Here is a 20,182-nt window from a genome sequence, read left to right as displayed (position 1 = left end):
CTTTTTCGTAGGGCGTTGCCCTACGCTATATAATTAAGCCCTTTCAGGGCACCCCAATAAATATATAATTGTAAGGCTTTCAGCCTAACTGCAAAAGTCCCATTTAACCGCTAAATTCCCATTTAACGAATGAAATATATAAATAAAGAATTATGAATAAAAGACCATTTATCATCTTATCAGCTTTTCTGTTGCTATTTTCCTTGATAGAAAAAGGGCAGGCTACAGAAACTTACCGTCCCGAGACATCGGTTGCCGGATTCATCCAGCTTCCCGGTAGCGGGCGACAAGTCTATAATTTCAATCCGGGATGGCGCTTTTTCAGAGGCGATGTCCGGGGAGCAGAAGCGGTAAACTTTGATGACCGTTCCTGGAATGTCGTTTCCACCCCTCATACCGTAGAGTTGATGCCGGCCGAAGGAAGCGGATGCCGCAATTATCAGGGACCGGCCTGGTACCGTAAACACTTTGTCCTCCCCGCCGAAACAAAAGGGAAACGGGTAGTACTTCATTTTGAAGCAGCTATGGGCAAACAGATTCTTTATCTGAATGGTAAACGCATTCAGGAACATCTGGGAGGTTATCTGCCTTTTACTTTAGACTTGACCGCCAATAGCGTACAAGCCGGAGACTCCTGTCTGCTCGCTGTTTTCACGGACAACAGTGATGACAAATCCTATCCTCCCGGAAAACGTCAATATACATTAGACTTTGCTTATCATGGTGGCATTTACCGTGATGTATGGATGATTGCCAAATCTCCGGTAGCTATTACTGACGCTATTGATTCACAAATCGTTGGCGGTGGAGGTGTATTCGTTCATTTTGATAAGATCAGTAAAAAGAGTGCGCAGGTATATGTAAACACCGAAGTTCAGAATGACGACGCCCGTTCCGAGTCAGTCACTGTAGAAACGACTTTGACAGACGCGGATGGAAAAGTAATCAAACGCAGTTCAGGAAAACTTTCTTTAAAGCCGGGAGAGAAAAAATCCATCCGTCAACAGATGGAAGTAAAGAATCCTACTCTTTGGTCACCGGATACACCTTATTTATATAGGGTACAATCACGTATTAAAAAAGGAAATAAATCCATTGACGGAGGCATTACCCGTGTCGGTATTCGTCTGGCAGAATTCCGTGGTAAAGACGGATTCTGGCTGAATGGCAAACCTTTCGGACAACTGGTAGGAGCCAATCGCCATCAGGATTTTGCATACGTAGGCAATGCTTTGCCGAACTCACAGCAATGGCGTGACGCCAAACGTCTGCGTGATGCCGGATGCACCATTATTCGTGTAGCCCACTATCCCCAAGACCCTGCCTTTATGGATGCCTGTGACGAGCTCGGTCTGTTCGTGATTGTCGCTACTCCGGGATGGCAGTACTGGAACAAAGACCCGAAATTCGGAGAGTTGGTTCATCAGAATACCCGCGAAATGATTCGTCGTGACCGTAATCACCCTTCCGTATTGATGTGGGAACCCATCTTGAATGAAACCCGCTATCCGCTCGATTTTGCCTTGAAAGCTCTTGAGATTACCAAAGAAGAATATCCCTATCCGGGACGTCCGGTAGCTGCTGCCGATGTCCATTCGGCCGGAGTGAAAGAGCATTATGACGTTGTTTATGGCTGGCCGGGTGATGATGAAAAGGAAGACAAGCCGGAGCAATGTATCTTTACCCGTGAATTCGGGGAGAATGTAGACGACTGGTATGCTCACAACAATAATAACCGTGCCAGCCGCAGTTGGGGAGAACGCCCGTTACTGGTACAGGCTATGTCCTTGGCAAAGAGCTATGACGAGATGTACCGCACGACCGGTTTGTTTATCGGTGGCGCTCAATGGCATCCGTTCGATCATCAGCGTGGTTACCATCCGGATCCTTATTGGGGTGGTATTTATGATGCTTTCCGTCAGAAGAAATATGCGTATGAAGTATTTCGCAGCCAGTCGCCGGCCAGCCTTCAACACCCATTGGCAGAATGTGGCCCGATGATATTCATTGCTCATGAAATGTCACAGTTCTCCGATAAGGACGTAGTTGTATTCACAAACTGTGATTCAGTCCGTCTTTCTATTTATGATGGAACGAAAACCTGGACGAAACCGGTGGTTCATGCCAAAGGGCACATGCCGAATGCTCCCGTTATATTCGAGAATGTCTGGGACTTTTGGGAAGCACGCGGATATAGCTATACTCAAAAAAACTGGCAAAAAGTGAACATGGTTGCCGAAGGAATCATCAACGGAAAAGTGGTATGCACTCAAAAGAAAATGCCTTCCCGACGTTCCACCAAACTACGTCTTTATGTAGATACTCAAAAAGTGAACCTGATAGCTGATGGCTCCGACTTTATCGTCGTAGTTGCTGAAGTAACCGATGATAGTGGAAATGTGCGCCGTCTGGCAAAAGAGAATATCGTTTTCACGGTAGAAGGTGAAGGAGAAATCATCGGAGATGCTACTATTGGCGCTAATCCCCGTGCGGTGGAGTTCGGCTCTGCTCCGGTATTGATTCGTTCTACCCGGAAAGCCGGAAAAATAAAGGTGAAAGCCCGCGTACAGTTTGAGGGCACTCAAGCTCCGACAGCTACTGAAATTGAACTGGAAAGCGTTCCTGCAGAATTCCCTTTCTGCTATGAGGAACAGACTTATGAAATACAAAGGACAACACCGTCCACTCTCAATGTAAACCCGAGCAAAGAATCATCTGAAGGAAAAGTGCAACTGACAGAAGAAGAACGCCAACGAGTGTTGGATGAAGTAGAACGTCAACAGACTGAATTTGGAACTGAAAAATAGTACGATAAAGTGATTAGCAGGTTAGTGATTAGTGATTAGCGGGGTGACCTGCCAACTTGTTTTTTATATGTTACTAAAGCACTATTCAAAAAAAAGACTATCTTTGAGTACGTTTAATTCCAATTATAGCCATCAATGAGAAAACGGAATATTCTAATACTATTACTATCCATGATAGGCATGTATGCTTTTGCCTATCCAAATATGATTGTAGAACACTACACGGCTGAACGTGGTTTGCCTAATAATATCGTAAACTGTACATTAAAAGGACAAGACGGATTTATCTGGTTTGGTACCTGGTATGGACTATGCAGCTTTGACGGAAGTAAATTCCGTTCCTACGATAATCATGACGGCTTTTATTCCACAGATATTCCGCCGCGTAAAATTCAGCGTATCGTAGAAGATAAGAATGGTTTTCTGTGGATTAAAACTATCGACCGTAAACTCTATCTGTTCGATAAACGGCATGAGAGCTTTCATGCCGTCTACGACGATGTGAAAGAATATTCCGAAAACATTCAGATTATCAAGATTCAGACGACCGAAGACGGCGACGTATTGTTGCTGACAAAAGATAAAAGCCTTTTGCGTGCGTACACCGACAAGGAAGGTAAAATAACGATGAAACAATTGCATGATTCGCGTCCTAACGTGAACGTGTACGACATGCGTCTGAAACACAACATATTCTGCGAAACAGCCGAGTTTATCAATTGGATCGGTATGGATTATCAGATTCTGTCCCTACGGAAAGGGGAAGCGCTGAAAGACAAACCTGCCGACTTTATACAGAAAAAAGTATCTGCTAACCCGGATCAGTTTACTTGTGCCTCTTATAATTCTAAATTCTTATGGTTGGGAGACAAGAAAGGCCACATTTATAGCATTGATCCGCAAAACGGAGTGGTCAACCGTTACGAGATACCGGAAATCAAACAGCCGGTTTCTAATTTGCTGGTAACGGAATCCGGTTTGATGTACATTACCACCAACGAAGGAGCATACGAGTACAATATCGGCTACAAACAGTTGACCAAGCTCCCCTTTACCATCCCCGAAAAGGACAATGGAATTATATTCTATGATAAATATGATAAGGTATGGTTTCAGGAGGGTAACCAGGCATTGACCTATTATGATCCCCTGAACAGGAGCCATCACCGCTTTACATTCCCCAATCAGAACGCAATCGGCAATTTTGAAATGCAGGATGCCGGCGAACAGGGCATGTTCTTTATGACTCCGGGAGGAGAAATTCTTCTATTCGACAGGGAGAAACTGGAAATGACCCGTATCAACCAATTGAAGCCTTTCTCCGACGATCTTCCCAATCAGCTTTTCTTCCATCTTCTGCTGGATAAAGATGGCATCCTTTGGCTGGCATCTACAAGCAGCGGAGTATACCGGCTTAATTTCCCCAAGAAGCAATTCCAACTGCTGACAGAAGTTTCTCCATCTCCGGTAGTGCCCGAAAGATCGACTTCCTGGAACCAGGGAATACGTGCTCTCTTCCAGGCGCAAAATGGGGATATTTGGGTAGGAACCCGCTGGCAAGCTCTGTATCGCCTGGATCGTAACGGACAAGTGAAACAAATCTTCTCGGATAAGAACTATCTGTTAGGAGCCGTATATCATATTATGGAAGACAAAGACGGTAATCTTTGGTTTTCCACCAAGGGAAACGGGCTTGTCAAAGCCGAACCGGACATGAATTCACCGCACGGGTTGCGTTTTACCCGTTATATCAATGACCCCAAGAATCCGAATTCTATCAGTAACAACGATGTGTACTTTACCTATCAGGACAGCCAGGGGCGCATTTGGGTAGGATTACTGGGAGGAGGTCTGAATCTAATTTCCGAAGAGAACGGAGCAATTACCTTTATACATAAATACAATGGCCTGAAACAATATCCTGCATACGGTCTTTATATGGAGGTACGTACCATGACGGAAGATGAAGACGGACGTATTTGGGTAGGAACAATGGATGGCCTGATGTCTTTCGACGGACATTTCACTACCCCCGAACAAATCCAGTTTGAAACGTACCGCCAGGTCAGCGAAAATTCAAACGTAGCGGATAACGATATTTATGTACTCTACAAAGATACTGATTCGCAAATCTGGGTAAGTGTATTCGGAGGCGGTTTGAATAAATTAGTCCGCTATGATAAAGAAAAGCGTGAACCGATCTTCAAATCATACGGCATACGCGAAGGAATGAATAACGATGTAGTCAAATCCATCGTAGAAGATAAAAACGGTAACTTGTGGTTTACAACGGAAATTGGCTTGTCTTGCTTCAATAAAGCTACCGAACAGTTTCGTAACTACGACAAATACGACGGTTTCCTGAATGTGGAGTTGGAAGAGGGTAGTGCCCTCCGTACCTTGAATGGAGATTTGTGGATTGGTACCCGGCAGGGAATCCTGACATTCTCTCCCGACAAACTGGAAACATTGCATACGAACTACGATACACGTATTGTTGACTTTAAAGTTTCCAACCGCGATCTGCGTAGTTTCCGCGAATGTCCGATCCTGAAAGAATCCATCACATACGCCAAAGCAATCGAACTGAACTACAATCAATCCATGTTCACGATTGAATTTGCCGCATTGAATTTCTATAATCAGAACCGGGTATCTTACCGATATATACTCGAAGGATATGAAAAAGAATGGCATTATAACGGAAAGAACCGTATCGCTTCTTATACCAACGTACCTCCCGGAGACTATACATTCCGTGTAGAAACCGTAGATGAAGCCAATCCGGAGCTGGTTTCCAACTGTACATTGGCTATTACTATCCTTCCGCCGTGGTGGTTGAGCTGGTGGGCAACCCTTATTTATGTAATTCTAGGTTTGGCAGCTCTCTATTTCAGCCTGCGCCTGGCTTTCTTCATGCTCAAAATGAAGAATGATATTTATATTGAGCAGAAGGTATCAGAGATGAAAATCAAGTTCTTTACCAATATCTCCCATGAATTGCGCACTCCTTTGACATTGATAAAAGGTCCGATACAGGAACTAAGAGAACGCGAAAAACTCTCTCCGAAAGGATTGCAATATGTGGATCTGATGGAGAAGAATACCAATCAAATGCTGCAATTAGTGAATCAGATCCTTGATTTCCGGAAGATTCAGAACGGCAAGATGCGTTTGCATGTGTCATTAATTGATTTTAATGAGATGATAGCTTCTTTCCAGAAAGAATTCCGGGTACTTTCCGAAGAAAACGAAATCAGTTTTACTTTCCAGTTGCCGGATGAACCGATTATGGTATGGGCGGACAAGGAAAAAATGAGCATTGTTATCCGCAACATCATATCCAACGCGTTCAAATTCACTCATTCCGGAGGAAGTATTTATATAACTACCGGATTGACAGACGACGGTAAACGTTGTTATGTACGGGTGGAAGATAACGGAGTAGGTATTCCACAAAATAAACTGACCGAGATTTTCGAACGCTTCTCACAAGGAGAGAACGCGAAAAACTCCTATTATCAGGGCACAGGTATCGGATTGGCACTTTCAAAAGAGATCGTCAATCTGCATCATGGACAGATTCGTGCCGAAAGTCCCGAAGGACAAGGGGCGGTGTTTATTGTGGAACTTCTGATGGATAAGGAACATTACCGCCCGTCGGAAGTAGACTTCTATGTGGGAGATACAGAGACAGCCCCTGTTTCGGTAGAACAAGATCCTGTTGCAAATGCCATATCCGAAGACGGTACGGAAGAAGAACCGGAAATCGACGCTTCATTACCGACCCTTCTGTTGGTGGAAGATAACAAAGACCTTTGCCAGTTGATAAAGCTTCAGCTGGAAGACAAGTTCAATATCCATATTGCCAATAACGGAGTGGAAGGTTTGAAGAAAGTACATCTGTATCATCCGGATATTGTAGTGACCGATCAGATGATGCCCGAAATGGATGGGCTTGAAATGTTGCAATCCATCCGCAAAGATTTCCAAATCAGTCATATCCCTGTCATTATCCTGACAGCGAAGAATGATGAAGGCGCCAAGACCAAAGCGATTACTTTAGGGGCGAACGCCTACATTACCAAACCTTTCAGTAAGGAATATCTGTTGGCACGTATCGACCAGTTGCTTGCCGAACGGAAACTGTTTCGTGAACGAATCCGTCAGCAAATGGAAAACCAGACAACGACCGAAGAAGACAGCTACGAACAATTTTTGGTAAAGAAAGACGTACAGTTCCTCGAAAAGATACATCAGGTCATTGAAGAAAATATGGACGACAGTGACTTTAACATTGACACCATAGCATCCGGTATCGGATTGAGCCGTTCGGCATTCTTCAAGAAACTGAAGAGTCTTACCGGCCTGGCACCCGTTGACTTGGTAAAAGAGATTCGTTTGAATAAATCTATCGAGCTGATTAAAAATACGGATTTAAGTGTTTCCGAAATTGCTTTTGCTGTCGGATTCAAGGATTCGGGATATTATAGTAAGTGTTTCCGGAAAAAATATAATCAGTCCCCTCGCGAATATATGAATGAATGGCGGAAAGGAGAGAGATAACCGATTACAAAATGCTTTCTTAATCGTCCTTTTAGAAACCTAATTAAGATTCGAAAGAATGAACAACATTAAGAAAGTATTATCAGCGTGGATGCTGGTTGCCTGTGTACTACCTGTGGCAGCCCAGTATCCTGTAATTCCGGACTCGGTAAAAGCAAGAGGAGCAAAACAAGAAGCGGAGTTTGAACGGAAATCGGATGCGGCATGGGAAAAAGCTTTGCCGACAGTGTTAGAAGAAGCAAAGAAAGGTCGTCCCTATAAGCCTTGGGCCTCCAAACCCGAAGATTTGATAAAAAGTAATATCCCGGCTTTCCCCGGCGCGGAAGGCGGAGGTATGTATACTCCCGGTGGTCGTGGAGGTAAAGTGATCGTAGTCACTTCGCTGGAAGATTCCGGCCCCGGAACATTACGCGAAGCCTGCGAAACGGGAGGTGCACGTATTATTGTATTCAATGTAGCGGGAGTGATTCGTTTGAAAAGCCCGATTAGCGTACGTGCCCCTTATGTAACGATTGCCGGACAAACAGCTCCCGGAGATGGTATCTGCGTCACCGGACAATCTTTCCTGATCGATACACACGATGTTGTGATTCGCCACATGCGCTTCCGTCGCGGTGCGCAGGACGTAGCTTTCCGTGATGATGCAGTAGGAGGGAATGCGGTTGGGAATATTATGATTGACCATTGCTCCGCCAGTTGGGGATTGGATGAAAACATGTCTATCTACCGTCATGTATACAACAGAGGGGCAGACGGACACGGGCTGAAACTTCCGACAGTAAACATTACCATCCAGAATTCTATTTTCTCTGAAGCATTGGATACCTACAATCATGCTTTCGGTGCAACCATCGGTGGGCATAACAGTATGTTCTGCCGTAATCTCTTTGCTTCCAACATCAGCCGGAACAGTTCGGTAGGTATGGACGGCGACTTTAACTTCGTCAATAATGTTGTTTTCAACTGGTGGAACCGTTCCGTAGACGGAGGCGATCACAACAGTTTCTACAATATGATAAACAACTATTTCAAACCCGGTCCGATCACTCCGATAGGTAAACCGATTTCTTATCGTATTCTCAAACCGGAAGCAGGACGTGACAAAAACAGACCGCTTTCATTCGGAAAAGCATACGTAAACGGAAATATTATCCATGGCAATGCCAAAGTTACAAAAGATAACTGGGACGGAGGCGTACAACTGAAAGAAGAGGTGGACGTCGCAAAGTTTCTGCCGCTAATTAAATCGGACGAGGCTTTCAAAATGCCACCGGTAACTGTAATGGATACCAAAAAAGCTTATACCTTTGTATTAGATAATGTAGGAGCTAATTTTCCGAAACGTGACGCAGTAGATGCACGTGTCATTAAGACCGTACAAACAGGAAAGGCCATTTATGCGAAAGATGCACCGGAGTTTGTCTCTCCTTACGTGAAGAGACGGTTACCGGCTGATTCTTACAAACAAGGTATCATCACAGATATTCGTCAGGTAGGCGGACTGCCCGAATATAAAGGTGAAGCAGCAGTAGACTCGGACGGCGACGGTATGCCGGATGCTTGGGAAATTGCCAACGGATTGAATCCGAACGACCCGGCTGACGCAAACATGGACTGCAACGGTGACGGATATACCAATATTGAAAAATACATCAATGGCATAGACACCAAGAAGAAGGTAGACTGGACAGACTTGAAGAACAATTACGATACATTGTCTAAACGGAAAAGTCTGTTGTAACCGGATGAAAAGAGATTAAAGTTTATTGTAATGAATATACAAGTAAGAACGATCCTTTTAGGATTATTGAGCATTGGGTTTGTGCAAAGTTATGCGCAAACCTTTGCTTTACAGGTTAAGAATGACCAGATCACTTACCTGAATGATGATCGGGGAAACCGGATTCTCGATTTCTCTACATGCGGATATAAATCCTCCGAACAGGATATTCCTTCTGTTCGTAATGTGGTGTTTGTACCCTGGAAAGCCGGAGATAATACTGCACGTATTCAACGTGCCATTGATTATGTAGCTTCGCTGACTCCTGACGCTTCCGGTTTTCGGGGAGCCGTATTACTCGATCAGGGAGAATTTTCCCTGTCCGGCAGTATTCGTATCTCCGCATCCGGAATTGTATTGCGGGGTACGGATAAAGAAAAAACAATACTGCTGAAAAAGGGTGTAGACAGAGGTGCGCTTATCTACATGGAAGGAGTGGACGACCTGAATGTGCAAGACACATTGAAGGTGCTTTCCCACTATGTTCCGGTAAACGCGAGAACATTGGAAGTCGCTTCGGGTGTTTCTCTGAAAAAAGGAGATCGTGTCATGGTTACCCGTCCTTCCGGCAAAGAATGGATTGCCTCTTTGGGTTGTGATATCTTTGGAGGAGGTATCAGCGCTTTGGGATGGAAAGAAGGTGACATGGATCTGACTTGGGACAGAACAGTCAGTGAAGTAAACGGCAACCAGGTAACACTGGATGCTCCGCTGACCGTAGCTTTGGATGCTAACTATGGAACTTCTTCCCTGTTGACTTATCAATGGAACGGACGTATTCATGATTGTGGCGTAGAAAATATGACACTGATTTCTGATTACGACAAGCGTTATTCTAAAGACGAGGATCATTGCTGGACAGGTATTTCCATTGAAGATGCGGAAAACTGTTGGGTGAGACTGGTTAATTTCAAGCATTTTGCAGGAAGTGCTGTAATTGTTCAGCGTACAGGTTCCAAAATTACCGTTGAAGACTGTATCTCGAAAGAACCCGTTTCAGAAATCGGAGGGATGCGTCGTTGCACTTTCCATACGCTGGGACAACAAACTTTATTTCAACGCTGCTATTCGGAACAGGGTATTCATGACTTTGCTGCCGGATATTGTGCAGCCGGTCCCAATGCTTTTGTACAATGTGATTCGTATGAATCTTTGGGATTCAGCGGTTCTATTGATGCCTGGGCGTGCGGACTGCTGTTTGACGTAGTAAATATCGACGGTCATAACCTGACTTCCAAGAATTTGGGACAAGATAAAAACGGAGCCGGTTGGAATACGGCAAACAACTTGTTTTGGCAATGTACCGCAGCGGAAATCGAATGTTATGCCCCGGCAAAAGATGCGATGAACCGTGCATACGGTTGTTGGGCACAATTCTCCGGTGACGGTGAATGGGCACAATCCAACAATCATGTACAACCTCGCAGTATTTTTTATGCTCAATTGGGAGAACGGTTGAACAAAGAATGTGCAGAACGTGCACGTATTCTGCCCAGAAATACAAGTGCAACCAGTAGTCCCACAGTGGAAGTAGCTATGGAACTCGCTAAAGAAGCATATAAACCACGGTTGACGTTGGAACATTGGATCGGCGATAACAAGTTTGCTCCTTCGGTGGCATCAGCCGGAGTAAAATCAATCGATGATATTAAAGAGAAAAAGAGCGCTGCACTTGCAAATTCTTCTTCTTATTCTGCTGCTGCTAAATTATTAACCCAACCGGAAGTAACTGTAACCAATGGACGTATTCAGATGGACGGAGCTCTATTGGTTGGAGGTAGTCATACCACCCCTTGGTGGAACGGAAAGCTCAAAACCAATTATCTGAAAAAGGCAAGTCCGGCCATCACCCGCTTTGTGCCGGGACGCGAGGGATTGGGATTAACCGACCGCATTGATTCTGTAGTCGACTTTATGAAACAGAAAAACATTCTTGTTTTCGATCAGAATTACGGTCTTTGGTACGATCGTCGCCGGGATGACCACGAACGGGTTCGCCGTCGGGATGGTGATGTATGGGGACCTTTCTATGAACAGCCATTCGGTCGTAGCGGTCAGGGAACAGCATGGGAAGGATTGAGCAAATATGATTTGAAACGCCCTAATGCATGGTACTGGAGCCGCTTAAAAGAATTTGCAGAAAAAGGAAATAAGGACGGACTGCTGTTGTTCCATGAAAACTATTTCCAGCACAATATATTGGAAGCCGGTGCTCATTGGGTAGATTCTCCATGGAGAAGCAGCAATAACATCAATCAGACCGGATTTCCTGAACCGGCTCCATTTGCCGGAGACAAACGAATCTTTGTGGCGGATATGTTCTATGACATTACTCATCCTGTCCGTCGTGAACTGCACAGACAATATATCCGCCAATGCCTGAATAACTTCGCAGACAATTCGAATGTTATTCAGTTGACAAGCGCCGAATTTACAGGCCCGTTGCACTTCGTACAATTTTGGTTGGACGTGATAGCTGAATGGGAAACTGAAACCGGGAAGAAAGCGAAAGTGGCATTGAGTACAACGAAAGACGTACAGGATGCAATCCTTGCAGATCCTAAACGCGCTGCCGTAGTAGATATTATTGATATCCGGTATTGGCATTATAAGACGGACGGAATCTTTGCGCCGGAAGGTGGAAAGAATATGGCGCCACGTCAGCACATGCGTAAGATGAAAGTGGGAAAGGTGACTTTCACAGAAGCATATAAAGCTGTCAATGAGTATCGTCAGAAATTTCCTCAAAAGGCAGTGACATTCTACGCACAGAATTATCCGGCTATGGGATGGGCTGTATTCATGGCAGGAGGTTCATGTCCTGTAATTCCGTGCACAGATAAAGCGTTCCTGAAGGATGCAGCAGCCATGGAAGTGGAAGAAACAAATACGGATGAGTACAAGAAAATGGTAAAATCTGATATTGGAAGTATCATTTATTCCAAGTCCGGAACAGAAATTCCTGTTCAATTATCGTCCGGAAAGTATGTATTAAAGTACATTCATCCTGCTTCCGGAAAGATTGAAACGATAAATAAATCACTGAAAATAAATGGCTTATACAATCTAAAGGTGCCAGATAAGAAAGAAGGCATTTATTGGTTCCATAAGTTATAAAGCAAAGAATCCCGTTGAAGACCATTCAGCGGGATTTTTGCTTTTTATTGGTAATTTCTAGTAAAAGAGTGTTATAAAACATGATACTTGTTTTTTCAATCCACAAACCAGATTTTACCCAAAGTTGCGGTCGATACTGCTTAGTTTTGCAACATCAAATCAATCGAATTAATGCTATGATGGAACAGACTAATCATTCAACCGACACTTTGCTCGCTTCTTTTCAAGCGGGAAACATGGCAGCTTTTTCACAGCTGTATAACTTGCACATCAACGTCCTTTTTAATTACGGATTGAAGTTGACCATTGATAAAGAGTTACTGAAAGATTGTATTCATGACATCTTCGTGAAACTCTATACAAAGAAAGATGAATTAGGAACAATCGATAATTTGAGATCTTATTTATTCATCTCCTTAAAGAATAAGTTGTGTGATGAACTTCGCAGACGTATGTATATGTCTGATACAGCAGTAGAAGAAGTTAGCATATCCACTCCTACAGATGTAGAAGATGATTATATGGAAGAAGAGCAACGCAAGAATGAATTTTCATTGGTTAGACGTCTGCTGGATCAATTATCTCCCCGCCAACGCGAAGCGCTTACATTATATTATATAGAAGAAAAGAAATACGAGGATATCTGCGAGATTATGAATATGAATTATCAGTCTGTACGCAACCTGATGCATCGCGGATTGACAAAGTTGCGTAGTCTGGCAAGTTAATTTTAGTAAAAAGGTAAATGGGTTGAGTACATAGACAGGATAACGCCGTCCTACTTATGTAAACGCTTAAAAAGGATGCGATATGTGCTCAAAGGTAATGGATTTTTTGACGGATGATGATTTTATCAACTATGTGCTGGGGGTAACTCCGCAATCAGCTTCCCAATGGGAAACTTATTTCAGAGAGCACCCGGAAGAGATGGCAGATGCAGAAGAAGCTAAAGCTGTATTATTGGCTCCGGCAAATGTAGACTGTGGCTTCTCAATAGTTGAAAATAACGAATTGAAAGATAGGATTATTAGTAGCATAAAAGATTTTTCGGGTATTTTGTAGATAGGTTAGTATAGTTAAGATAAAGTAGTTAGGTTAGTTAAGGCATTAAAAGATTGACGCGGCCTTTCACAGGAGGTTTAATTTTAAACACTGTGAAAGGCTGCGTTTTTTATTTGTTCTATTCAGGTTTATCGCCGGATTCCTGAATATCGAAAGCACTACTGAAACTGACAATTAATACGATGCATCCGCCCAATATGCCGATAATCATATAAGCGATACGGATATCGAACGCCTGCGAGATGGCACCGATAAGCAGGGGAGCAATCAACGAACCTATAAAACTGATACTTGACAGAATGGTAAGTGCAATACTGACCGGTGTTTTTGATTTGGCTCCCACGAAGCTGTACAAAGTAGGCACAATGCAGGATATTCCCAAGCCGACCAGCATGAAACCTAAAGAATTGATGATTACTTTCATGGCCATAGATTCGAAAACTCCTCCTAACAGGGCAGAAACAAAAAAGCCGATACAGATAAAGCTGCCCGCCAGTTGCAGGACTTTCTTCTTTCCCCAAAGCTGATAAGCATAGTTAGTCAGGAAACGGCCCGTTGCCATCATAATCATAAATACAAGAAAACCGATTTGCAATGACTTAGGTACGTGAACCACTGATTCGAAATAAACGGCACTCCAGTCGAACATTGCGCTTTCTACAATCAGCGCGAACAGTCCGACAAGTCCTAACTGCAAAAGCAACATTTCCGGTTTTTGAAATAACAGGCGAAAGCCATTGGGAGCTTTGGCTGTATTTCTTTCCTTCATCTTTGTATCAGAAACTTCCGCTTCCTGCGGTGCGCTCTCCTGCAAATATTTCCGTCCGGAAAGTGCAATTATAAGGATGATTATAAATATCAGTGTATAATGCCAGATAGGGGAGACTCCGGCCAAAATCATCACGAAGCCGATAAGTGCTCCTGCACATGCCCCCAGACTCCATCCTCCATGAAAAGTGGCCATAATGGTTTTACCATAGATACGTTCCACCTCAATGCCTTGTGTATTGAATGATATATCACACAAATTCCAGCACACCCCGAAGCAGAAGAGCAGAAAGCCTAAAAGATAGACCTCATGAGCCAGCCCGATGCAAAGCAGAGATGAAGCGTATCCCAGGATACTGACCTGTACCATGCTCCGACTTCCTAACTTCGAAACAAGATAACCAGCCAAGGGGATCGCGACAAATTTTCCGACAGGGATCATAAATAAAATCAGTCCCCAGTAGAAAGCATAATTTGCGGCAAAAACGTCTTTAAAATCAGGGATTCGGCTAGCCCAACTTGCCATACAAAGTCCTTGGGCAAAGAAAAAAGTCAATATGGCAAAACGTATTCTCTCTTTAGGATGCGTAAATTGGTTATTCATGCATTTTTTATTTTTAATCGCGGCAAAGGTATCTATTTTTTTTGTACTTTTGCGCCCGATTTAAAAATATCATATTCATGAAGACAGGCGAATCTTTATTATCCATAGGTAAATTTATTGCAGAATATTCAGCCCATTTAATGGGGGCCGGAGTACACACCTCGCGGGTGGTACGCAACACAAAGCGTATTGGAGAGGCTTTCGGACTAGATGTCAAATTAAGCGTATTTCATAGAAACATCATTCTGACCATTATAGACAAAGAAACAAACGAGGCTTGTAACGAGGTTATAGACATTCCTGCACACCCGATCAGTTTTGAACATAATTCAGAGTTAAGCGCATTGAGCTGGGAAGCAGTAGACAATCATTTGTCATTGGAAGAATTGAAAGACAAATACAAGAAGATTATTTCTGCTCCGCGGATACACTCTCTTTTCGTATTATTATTAGTAGGATTTGCCAATGCCTCTTTCTGTAAATTATTTGGTGGTGATTTAATTTCGATGGGAATCGTGTTCTCGGCTACCATTACAGGATTCTACCTGAAACAACAAATGCAGGCGAAAAAGATCAATCATTATGTTGTATTTATTGTTTCGGCTTTTGTTGCTTCCCTGTGTGCTTCCACCGCGCTGATTTTCGATACAACTTCGGAGATTGCCATGGCGACCAGCGTGCTTTATCTTGTGCCTGGGGTTCCCTTGATTAATGGCGTGATTGATATAGTGGAAGGATATGTATTAACAGGATTTGCCCGTCTGACAGAGGCTTCTTTGTTGATTGTCAGCATCGCTATCGGACTTTCCTTCACATTATTAATGGTAAAAAACAGTTTAATTTGATATGATAGCACTTGACATTCTTACGGATGGATTTTTTGCAGCAGTAGCAGGTATAGGATTTGGTGCAATTTCCGATCCTCCTTTGCGTGCATTCAAGATGATTGCCATACTGGCAGCATTGGGACACGCCTGTCGTTTTTGTTTGATGACCTATTTAGGCGTGGATATTGCTACAGGTTCGTTGTTTGCCGGATTAGTCATCGGCTTCGGTAGTTTGTGGTTAGGGAAAAAAGTATATTGCCCGATGACGGTATTGTACATTCCAGCGTTGCTTCCCATGATTCCGGGAAAGTTTGCATACAACATGGTATTTTCACTTATCATGTGTCTGCAAAATGTGAATGATCCGGATAAGCTGGACAAGTTTATGTCGATGTTCTTCTCTAATACTCTGATAGCAAGCACAGTGATTTTCATGTTGGCAGTAGGAGCTACGTTCCCGATGTTCCTGTTCCCACATAGAGCCTTTTCATTAACAAGACACTAAAACGAACTTTTATGGAGATTTTTTGGAGAACAATTGCATATTATAATTCAGCTACCTGGCTGTTACAGATAGTTATCATTCTGATTGGTATTGCATTGACCGGATTGCTTATCGGCCGGCCACGTCCGTGGGTGAAAATGGCGATGAAGTTCTATATGATAGGTCTGTATACGTGGATTTCTCTGGTCTACTATTATATCTACTGTGAAGAGCGTAGTTATAATGGAGTAATGGCTATGTTTTGGGGTGTGATGGCTATCATTTGGATATGGGATGCGATTACGGGATATACTACCTTTGAACGTACCCACAAATATGATCTACTGTCTTATGTGCTGTTAGCAATGCCTTTTATATATCCTTTGGTTTCATTGGCACGCGGACTTTCATTCCCGGAAATGACTTCTCCGGTCATGCCTTGTTCGGTAGTGGTGTTTACCATCGGATTGTTATTGCTGTTTGCGCAAAAGGTCAATATGTTTTTGGTATTGTTCCTTTGCCATTGGTCACTGATCGGATTATCCAAAACTTATTTCTTTCAGATTCCGGAAGATTTCTTATTGGCAAGTGCTACGATCCCCGGCCTGTATCTTTTCTTTAGGGAGTATTTCCTGAATAATCTGCATGCCGACACCAAGCCGAAAGCAAAATATATCAATTGGCTGTTGATAAGCGTTTGCGTCGGACTGGCCGTGTTGCTGACTACTACCATGTTTTTGGAATTGGTTCCGAAAGGTTAATTCGGAAACATAGAAGATATTCAAATCAAAAAAAAGAGGCCGTTCAAAAAAGCCTTGATCTTATAAAATCGTCCTTACTACAACCTATCGTAGTAAGGACGATTTTTCTTTTAGGAACTTTGAGAACAGTTTCTTTTATATATCGTATCGTTTACTTAATTGCGTAGAATATCCGTAAGGCATATTGCATCACTGCATCAGGCAACCATTTTTTACTCTTCGCAAACAATACTTGTATCCAAGGACCTACTTTCGTCCGAAAAGGAGGATTGGTACGTTCCACTATCTTACAGATGGCAGCACCCAACTTCCGCGGATGGCATCCATTACGTTCTTCCTTTTCTATAATGTCCAATGATTTCAGAAAACTTTCTCCGTAATCGGCATCCAGTCTTGTCTGTTCGGAGATATTCCGGTTATCAGTAAATCCGGTGTTAAAGTCTCCCGGTTCTACTACACAAACCTTTATATGGAACGGATGAACCTCTAAAGCCAATGCTTCGCTATATCCCTCCACAGCAAATTTCGAAGCAGAATAAAATCCCTGATAGGGGATTCCCATTACACCACCGATAGAGCTGATATTGATAATCTTTCCTTTTCGTGCCTTTCGCATATGAGGCAAAACAGCTTTACACATGTTCACTACGCCGAAGAAGTTTGTATTCATTTGTATATTCACTTCTTCTTCAGTGGCAAGTTCCAATGCGCCACCAATACCTATTCCGGCATTATTAATCAATACGTCAATCCGCCCCTCCTCCGATAAAATCCGCTCTACGGCCTGACAAACGGAAAGGAAATTGGTTACATCGACAACAAGCATTTTTACATGATTCATGTCTTCGGAAGGTTTCCGGCTTGTTCCATAAACGATGTGTCCTCGTTCCGATAACATTTGAGCGGTAATCTTGCCGAATCCGGAAGATGCTCCGGTGATAAGTATGACTTGTGGTTGCATATTTTTTATTTGCGATATGGTACTAACTGCTCAATTATCATTTCTGCAAGATAGCAGTCATTTCTTCCCGCCAATCCGCACCATTCTTCGGTTGGAACGTTTCAAATCCGAGTTCTTTACCGATTTGGATATTCGAAGCACCGTCATCTACAAATAAAGTTTCGGAAGGAATGATATTACAATCATTCACCATATAATCGAATATTTCCGGTGCAGGTTTCGTGTGACCGACTTGATAAGACAAATATAGTTTGTCACAATAATCATTCAACGGCTTTTTCTTCGATGAGAAATCGGGGCCGCATGCCCACGACATAACAAAAGGATTGGTATTACTTAAAATATACACATGATAGGACTTTCTCAATTCCAATATATAATCGAGCTTATTTAGATTTACTTCGTTGAAAAAGCCCAGCCATGCCTGTTTGGTTTCCTCCATCGTCAATGGACGGCCACATAAATCCCCCAGTTGTTTCCGAAACTCATCCGCACTTAGCTTTCCTTCTTCCAGTTCTTGAAAGATGCCGGTCTGGTGATATTTATCCAGCCGGGTATCAGCATCTGCCAGTCCCAGTTTGATAAATGCCTGAACCGCTTTGTCACGATCAATATCTACAATCACCCCTCCAAAATCAAATACAATGTTTTTAATCATGATATATAATTTTTTTGTTTGCTACAAAGATACGGCTTATCTTCTTAATTAACAGTGCACAACGGCTTGATATTTGTCAAAAAAACATAGTGACGCTATCCTTGCCAAATAGTGTCACTATCACACCCGGATAGCGTAGCTATAAGGAGAGGATAGCGTCACTATACTTTTTGTATGACTTAGGGAAGGATAAATACCGATTATTTTTTATATTTGCAAATCCAATCAATCCTTTGTAAAGACAAAAATAGAGTTATGAATAACCTTCGAATTTTATTGTATATGATGCTCCTTTCATTGGCTGCATGTCATCCGGAAGGAACGAGTGTGAAGCAAGGGTTAGACAAAGCCGCACAACTCATGGCACAGGACCCGGATACGGCATCTATTATTCTTGAGACTATTCAGACAAGTCAAATGAATGAAGCTCAACTGGCAGAATATAATTTATTGTGTACCCAGCTCAACGAGGATAAAAACATTCCTCATTCCTCTGATAAGCAGATCAGGCAGGCGGCATCTTATTATGAGAAGAATGGCAATGAATATCAAAAATCCAAAGCATATTATTATCTTGCCTGTGTAGAAAGTGATCTGGAACAGAAAGAGGAGGCAGAAATCCACTTTAAGGAGGCAATCAAACTTGCCAAAGAAACAGAGGAATACGATCATCTGGCAAAAATCTGCAAACGATGTAGTCTTTATTATCAGAAATACGGTAACTTTGATGAAGCACTGGAAATGGAGAGAAAGGCATACGCCAGTCAGTTGATGTTGAATGACGGTAAAAGCGATTCTTCAGTAATTCTTTCTTCTGCTTTAGGAATGTTTGGTGTGATGTCTTTGTTACTTGGGCTACTCTGGAAGAAAAATCGGCACGCACTTTCCCAATTGGATCTTTTCAAAGAAGAAATACTGAAAAAAGATGTTGAATCGGATAAGCTGATTTTGCAATGTAACCATCTCGAAGAGAAGTATCAGTCTCTTCAACTACATATCTATGAAAGTTCCCCCGTTGTCTCAAAAGTACGACAGTTTAAAGAACGGAATGTTTTGTCTTCTAAAATCCCTTCTTTCTCCGAGAAAGACTGGACAGAGTTACTGCGACTTCAGGAAAACGTCTATGGACTTGTATCTAAATTGAAAGAAATAGGTCCGAAGCTCACAGAAGAGGATTTAAGGGTATGTGCTTTTCTGCGGGAGGGAGTCCAACCTGCTTGCTTTGCTGATTTAATGAAACTGACTACAGAGACGCTGACCCGGAGAATCTCCAGAATAAAAACGGAGAAACTGATGCTGGCAAATTCTAAAGAGTCACTGGAAGATATTGTGAAATCATTGGGGGATCTTTCATTTTGTGCAAGAAATTAATTATTATCTGGTAATGATTCATTATCTCCTTACTACATTTAAGGATTTTCGTTGCAGAGATTAATGGTTTTTAGTACAGAAATTAGTAATCTTTTATGCAGTCGGGTAGTTGTCCCGTTATAACGGGACGATGGGCATCCTATAGGGTGACAAATGTCACTTTATAAGGTGATATTTGTCATTCTGTAATATGACAGGGTCGACGCATTATATTTTTTACTATCTTACAACTTGTATTTTATTTTTATATTATTGACTATTAGTGTATTATCTATTGTATATGTCGATTATTTTCCTTATCTTTATAAGATATTATAAAACATAAACTAACATGAAAATTGGCATAATTGACCTTTGTAAACAAATAGAAGATCCTAGGATGAACCGCAAAAAAGTACATAAAATGGAAACTATTA

13 protein-coding genes are annotated in these 20,182 nt (G+C 42.6%); 10 read left to right on the top strand and 3 right to left on the bottom strand.

Translation table 11 applies throughout. From position 1 onward, the window contains the following. Nucleotides 1–152 precede the first annotated feature (152 nt). The 6 genes from HMPREF0106_RS15960 (at nucleotide 153) to HMPREF0106_RS15985 (ending at nucleotide 13,332) form a co-directional block, all read left to right on the top strand. Complete coding sequence (locus tag HMPREF0106_RS15960) at nucleotides 153–2,807, top strand: glycoside hydrolase family 2 protein (RefSeq protein ID WP_009039590.1); 2,655 nt, start codon at nucleotides 153–155, stop codon at nucleotides 2,805–2,807. A gap of 135 nt (nucleotides 2,808–2,942) precedes the next feature. Then, a complete protein-coding gene (locus HMPREF0106_RS15965; RefSeq protein WP_004309752.1) occupies nucleotides 2,943–7,373 on the top strand; it encodes a two-component regulator propeller domain-containing protein in 4,431 nt (1,476 codons plus the stop codon). A 58-nt stretch (nucleotides 7,374–7,431) separates the two neighbouring features. Further along, nucleotides 7,432–9,114, top strand: a complete 1,683-nt coding sequence (locus HMPREF0106_RS15970) for a polysaccharide lyase (protein ID WP_008640305.1) — start codon at nucleotides 7,432–7,434, stop codon at nucleotides 9,112–9,114. Nucleotides 9,115–9,144: 30 nt separating this feature from the next. Continuing rightward, nucleotides 9,145–12,270, top strand: coding sequence for a DUF6298 domain-containing protein (locus HMPREF0106_RS15975; RefSeq protein WP_009039589.1), 3,126 nt, complete (start codon nucleotides 9,145–9,147; stop codon nucleotides 12,268–12,270). A 176-nt stretch (nucleotides 12,271–12,446) separates the two neighbouring features. Beyond that, nucleotides 12,447–12,998: an RNA polymerase sigma factor gene (locus HMPREF0106_RS15980; protein WP_004296026.1), complete on the top strand. Its 552-nt coding sequence runs from the start codon at nucleotides 12,447–12,449 to the stop codon at nucleotides 12,996–12,998. An 82-nt stretch (nucleotides 12,999–13,080) separates the two neighbouring features. After that, nucleotides 13,081–13,332: a hypothetical protein gene (locus HMPREF0106_RS15985; RefSeq protein WP_004309749.1), complete on the top strand. Its 252-nt coding sequence runs from the start codon at nucleotides 13,081–13,083 to the stop codon at nucleotides 13,330–13,332. 118 nt (nucleotides 13,333–13,450) lie between these two features. Here HMPREF0106_RS15985 and HMPREF0106_RS15990 read toward each other — a convergent pair whose 3' ends face one another. Next, nucleotides 13,451–14,704 carry an MFS transporter gene (locus HMPREF0106_RS15990; protein WP_004314328.1) on the bottom strand — a complete coding sequence of 418 codons (1,254 nt, stop codon included), beginning with the start codon at nucleotides 14,702–14,704 and terminating at the stop codon, nucleotides 13,451–13,453. A 77-nt stretch (nucleotides 14,705–14,781) separates the two neighbouring features. On the opposite strand from HMPREF0106_RS15990, the gene HMPREF0106_RS15995 reads away from it, so the two are divergent. Genes HMPREF0106_RS15995 through HMPREF0106_RS16005 form a run of 3 tightly spaced genes read left to right on the top strand, consistent with a single transcriptional unit; the run spans nucleotide 14,782 to nucleotide 16,776 of the window. Continuing rightward, nucleotides 14,782–15,549: a threonine/serine exporter family protein gene (locus tag HMPREF0106_RS15995; protein WP_008775697.1), complete on the top strand. Its 768-nt coding sequence runs from the start codon at nucleotides 14,782–14,784 to the stop codon at nucleotides 15,547–15,549. A gap of 1 nt (nucleotide 15,550) precedes the next feature. Further along, entirely contained in the window at nucleotides 15,551–16,036 is a 486-nt protein-coding gene (locus HMPREF0106_RS16000; protein WP_004318282.1) for a threonine/serine exporter family protein, read from the top strand. An 11-nt stretch (nucleotides 16,037–16,047) separates the two neighbouring features. Next, complete coding sequence (locus HMPREF0106_RS16005) at nucleotides 16,048–16,776, top strand: DUF6064 family protein (RefSeq protein WP_004296021.1); 729 nt, start codon at nucleotides 16,048–16,050, stop codon at nucleotides 16,774–16,776. 151 nt (nucleotides 16,777–16,927) lie between these two features. On the opposite strand, the gene HMPREF0106_RS16010 is transcribed toward HMPREF0106_RS16005, so the two are convergent. Together HMPREF0106_RS16010 and HMPREF0106_RS16015 are read right to left on the bottom strand one after the other, a co-directional pair. Then, entirely contained in the window at nucleotides 16,928–17,737 is an 810-nt protein-coding gene (locus HMPREF0106_RS16010) for an SDR family oxidoreductase (RefSeq protein WP_009039588.1), read from the bottom strand. A 37-nt stretch (nucleotides 17,738–17,774) separates the two neighbouring features. Then, nucleotides 17,775–18,395 carry an HAD family hydrolase gene (locus HMPREF0106_RS16015; protein ID WP_009039587.1) on the bottom strand — a complete coding sequence of 207 codons (621 nt, stop codon included), beginning with the start codon at nucleotides 18,393–18,395 and terminating at the stop codon, nucleotides 17,775–17,777. Between the two features lie 255 nt (nucleotides 18,396–18,650). Between HMPREF0106_RS16015 and HMPREF0106_RS16020 the strand changes: the two genes are divergently transcribed. Continuing rightward, entirely contained in the window at nucleotides 18,651–19,766 is a 1,116-nt protein-coding gene (locus tag HMPREF0106_RS16020) for a tetratricopeptide repeat protein (RefSeq protein ID WP_009039586.1), read from the top strand. Nucleotides 19,767–20,182: the final 416 nt, after the last annotated feature.

Origin of the sequence: Bacteroides sp. D22 (assembly GCF_000163675.1) — a bacterium.
In the GTDB taxonomy this organism is placed as follows: domain Bacteria; phylum Bacteroidota; class Bacteroidia; order Bacteroidales; family Bacteroidaceae; genus Bacteroides; species Bacteroides xylanisolvens.
The sequence above is the reverse complement of the archived record's forward strand: the minus strand, read 5'-3'. Positions and strand labels throughout refer to the sequence as shown.

Bases quoted from the DNA above. Each gene is read 5' to 3' on its own strand.
- HMPREF0106_RS15980 (WP_004296026.1), top strand. From the start codon at position 12,447: ATGATGGAACAGACTAATCATTCAACCGACACTTTGCTCGCTTCTTTT.
- HMPREF0106_RS15995 (WP_008775697.1), top strand. From the start codon at position 14,782: ATGAAGACAGGCGAATCTTTATTATCCATAGGTAAATTTATTGCAGAA.
- HMPREF0106_RS16005 (WP_004296021.1), top strand. From the start codon at position 16,048: ATGGAGATTTTTTGGAGAACAATTGCATATTATAATTCAGCTACCTGG.
- HMPREF0106_RS15970 (WP_008640305.1), top strand. From the start codon at position 7,432: ATGAACAACATTAAGAAAGTATTATCAGCGTGGATGCTGGTTGCCTGT.
- HMPREF0106_RS16015 (WP_009039587.1), bottom strand. From the start codon at position 18,395: ATGATTAAAAACATTGTATTTGATTTTGGAGGGGTGATTGTAGATATT.
- HMPREF0106_RS16010 (WP_009039588.1), bottom strand. From the start codon at position 17,737: ATGCAACCACAAGTCATACTTATCACCGGAGCATCTTCCGGATTCGGC.
- HMPREF0106_RS15975 (WP_009039589.1), top strand. From the start codon at position 9,145: ATGAATATACAAGTAAGAACGATCCTTTTAGGATTATTGAGCATTGGG.
- HMPREF0106_RS15965 (WP_004309752.1), top strand. From the start codon at position 2,943: ATGAGAAAACGGAATATTCTAATACTATTACTATCCATGATAGGCATG.
- HMPREF0106_RS16000 (WP_004318282.1), top strand. From the start codon at position 15,551: ATGATAGCACTTGACATTCTTACGGATGGATTTTTTGCAGCAGTAGCA.
- HMPREF0106_RS15990 (WP_004314328.1), bottom strand. From the start codon at position 14,704: ATGAATAACCAATTTACGCATCCTAAAGAGAGAATACGTTTTGCCATA.
- HMPREF0106_RS15960 (WP_009039590.1), top strand. From the start codon at position 153: ATGAATAAAAGACCATTTATCATCTTATCAGCTTTTCTGTTGCTATTT.
- HMPREF0106_RS15985 (WP_004309749.1), top strand. From the start codon at position 13,081: ATGTGCTCAAAGGTAATGGATTTTTTGACGGATGATGATTTTATCAAC.
- HMPREF0106_RS16020 (WP_009039586.1), top strand. From the start codon at position 18,651: ATGAATAACCTTCGAATTTTATTGTATATGATGCTCCTTTCATTGGCT.